This window comes from Pseudomonas sp. P5_B2, from assembly GCF_056400445.1.
On the sequence record NZ_JBFULH010000498.1, the window covers coordinates 1 to 3,032 of the forward strand.

A 3,032-nucleotide genomic window follows, 5' to 3' on the forward strand; every position below is an offset into this window, starting at 1 on the left:
CCGTCAATGCCACCCCGGCCTCACGCGCGGCCAGGTGCGGAGCGATGGCCGGCTCGAACGCGACCGGGTTGACCTGTGCATACGTCAACGGCAGCGAGCACTCGGCCAACAGCGCTAGCGCATCAGCGTTACGCAACCCCTTGGGCGTCAAGTCGCAGCCAGAGGCTACCGGTTTTCCCGCTGCAGTACTCAAGCCCGCCGACCGCGCCGCATGCAACAAGCCGGCGGCAACAGTGGTCTTGCCGACGTCAGTGTCGGTACCGGTGATGAAATAGGCTGCGCTCATATAGGTTTCTCCAACACGGCGTAAACAACCTGGTAAGTCGCTGGCAATCCTTCGGCCTGACGATATTGCTCATAGGCCTCGATCAAGCCAAGGATCCGCGCCCGCCCCGTTAAACCACCTGGTCGTCCAGGGTTCAAGTTGTGCGCACCCAATGCCTTGAGTTCATGAGTCAGACTACGCACATCCGGGTAATGCAACACGTGAGGACGCGTTTGCAAGCTGACCGCTTTCAAACCACTGGTCGCACACAATTGCTGATAAACACCCAATTCGCGGAAGCGGTTGACGTGCACCATGCCATCCACCTGACGCCAACTGTCACGCAGTTCCAACAACGTCCCTACACACAGACTAGCAAACGCGAAAATCCCCCCTGGTTTCAGCACCCGATACGCTTCGCTGAGCACCGATTCAAAGTCCGCACACCACTGCACGGCAAGGCTGGAGAAGATCAAATCGCAGGTCGAATCCTGCAGCGGCAAACGTTCCGCATCGCCCGCGATGAAATGGGTGGCACCACCCAATGGCCGAGCGTGATTGAGCATGCCCTCGGCGATGTCGAGGGCGACACCTTGCCCCGTCGGAAAACGCTCACCCAGAGCGCGACTGAAATACCCGGTGCCGCAGCCCAGGTCCAGCCAGCGACCGGGGACAAAATCACCCGGCAAGCGACTCAACAGTTCGCTACCAACGTCACGCTGCAACTCGGCCACGCTGTCGTAGCTCGCCGCTGCGCGAGAAAAGGAGGCGGCCACCTGGCGTTTGTCGGGCAATCCGCCGGACAGGTTGGGAAGGGACAAATCAGTCATCACCGGACTCATGCAAAAAGGCCTGTATCGCCCCCGCCACACCATGGGGGTCTTCCAGAAGAAACGCGTGACCGGCCTGTTCAATCAGGCCGATTTCCACATCCGGCAGCAACGTCAGCAAGTCCCCCGCCACTTCGGCCGGGACCAGGCCGTCGAGGCCGGCGAATAGATGCAGTTGCGGACCGCGAAATGCCTGCAAGGCGTGACGAGTGTCCAGTTGTGCAAGCACTTCCAGACCACTCATTAACGCCGATGCAGAAGTCTGCGGCGCACCGCCGAGCAACAGCCGCGACAACCCGCGAGGGTCTTGAGCGCCTTGGGCGCACAGCAGCGAAAACCGTTTCAACGTCATGCGTGGATCTGCCTTGCAGCCGGCCAGAAACGCATCGAACGTCTCGGTGGGCATCGCGTTCGGCCATTGCTCATGGGCAACAAAAGAGGCACTGCTCGCCAGGGTCAGCAAGCCGCAGCAACGATCACCCCGACGCGCCGCCAATTCGGCCGCCAGCATGCCGCCCAAGGACCAGCCACCGAGCCAGGCATCCTGCGGCACTGTCGAATCAAGTTCATCCAGCCATTCTTGAAGATCGCTCGATTCCAGATCCGGCAACGGCTCGATCTCGACTCGCAGGTGCTCATCCAGGCCCTGCAAAGCTGCAGCCAAAGGTTCAAGCGGCGAAATCCCGAGACCCCAACCGGGCAACAGAATCAGTCGATCACGCATGGCTTGGCTCCAGTTTCAGCTGGGCAAAACAATCGGCTAGTCCATTCAATAAAAGCTGCACCTGCGCCTCGCTGTGAGCGGCGGTCAGGGTCACCCGCAAACGGGCGCTGCCAGCCGGCACGGTCGGCGGACGGATCGCCGTCACCATCAGTCCACGCTCGCGCAACATCTGCGACAGGCGAACCGCACGCCCGGCATCGCCGATCATGATCGGCTGAATCGGCGTGAAACTGTCCATCAACTCCAGACCGATTTGCTCGGCGCCTTGGCGGAACTGGCGGATCAGCGTCTTCAGATGCTCACGTCGCCAGTGTTCGGTGCGCAGCAGTTCGAGGCTTTTCAGCGTCGCGCAGGCCAGCGCCGGTGGTTGGCTGGTGGTGTAAATGTAGGGACGGGCGAACTGGATCAGGCTTTCGATCAGCTCTTCGCTGCCGGCGACAAAGGCCCCGGCGGTACCGAAAGCCTTGCCCAGCGTGCCCACCAAAACCGGCACGTCTTCCTGACTCAGGCCGAAATGCTCGACGATCCCGCCGCCATTGGCACCCAGCGGGCCAAAGCCGTGAGCGTCATCGACCATCAGCCAAGCGCCTTTGGCCTTGGCTTCGCGTGCCAGCGCCGGCAGGTCGGCTATGTCGCCGTCCATGCTGAACACGCCGTCGGTGACCACCAGCGTATTACCGGTGGCTTTCTCCAGGCGCTTGGCCAGACTCACCGCGTCGTTGTGCAGATAGCGATTGAAGCGCGCGCCGGAGAGCAAACCGGCATCGAGTAGCGAGGCGTGATTGAGCCGATCTTCGAGCACTGTATCGCCCTGCCCGACCAGCGCCGTGACCGCGCCGAGATTGGCCATGTAACCGGTGGTGAACAAAAGCGCACGCGGGCGGCCGGTCAGATCAGCCAGGGCTTCTTCCAGTTCATGATGCGGTGTGCTGTGGCCGATGACCAGGTGCGACGCCCCGCCACCCACGCCCCAACGCGCAGCACCGGCGCGCCAGGCTTCGATCACTTGCGGATGATTGGCCAGGCCAAGGTAATCGTTGTTACAGAACGCGAGCAATGCCTGGCCATCAACCACCACTTCCGGGCCTTGAGGGCTCTCGAGCAGTGGACGCTGGCGGTAGAGGTTTTCGGCACGACGGGCAGCAAGGCGTGCGGCGAGATCGAAAGACATGCAGGCCTCGGAAATTCAAAGTGGGCACATTTAATGTGGGAG

4 protein-coding genes are annotated in these 3,032 nt (G+C 61.6%); all 4 read right to left on the bottom strand.

The genetic code is table 11. The features are described 5' to 3' along the window. Window positions 1-286: ATP-dependent dethiobiotin synthetase BioD (bioD, locus tag AC1DRJ_RS22940; RefSeq protein WP_477804163.1), on the bottom strand; the 286-nt coding region annotated here is incomplete at its 3' end. Next, window positions 283-1,095, bottom strand: a complete 813-nt coding sequence (gene bioC, locus AC1DRJ_RS22945; protein ID WP_477804164.1) for a malonyl-ACP O-methyltransferase BioC — start codon at window positions 1,093-1,095, stop codon at window positions 283-285. The genes bioD and bioC, both read right to left, overlap by 4 nt. Continuing rightward, on the bottom strand, window positions 1,088-1,819 hold the full coding sequence (locus AC1DRJ_RS22950; protein ID WP_477804165.1) for an alpha/beta fold hydrolase: 732 nt from the start codon (window positions 1,817-1,819) through the stop codon (window positions 1,088-1,090). The genes bioC and AC1DRJ_RS22950 overlap by 8 nt, the downstream gene beginning before the upstream one ends. After that, window positions 1,812-2,990, bottom strand: coding sequence for an 8-amino-7-oxononanoate synthase (gene bioF, locus AC1DRJ_RS22955; protein ID WP_477804166.1), 1,179 nt, complete (start codon window positions 2,988-2,990; stop codon window positions 1,812-1,814). The genes AC1DRJ_RS22950 and bioF overlap by 8 nt, the downstream gene beginning before the upstream one ends. Window positions 2,991-3,032 lie beyond the last annotated feature (42 nt).

Coding starts and splice junctions, on each gene's coding strand:
- bioC (WP_477804164.1), bottom strand. CDS start 1,095: ATGACTGATTTGTCCCTTCCCAACCTGTCCGGCGGATTGCCCGACAAA.
- AC1DRJ_RS22950 (WP_477804165.1), bottom strand. CDS start 1,819: ATGCGTGATCGACTGATTCTGTTGCCCGGTTGGGGTCTCGGGATTTCG.
- bioF (WP_477804166.1), bottom strand. CDS start 2,990: ATGTCTTTCGATCTCGCCGCACGCCTTGCTGCCCGTCGTGCCGAAAAC.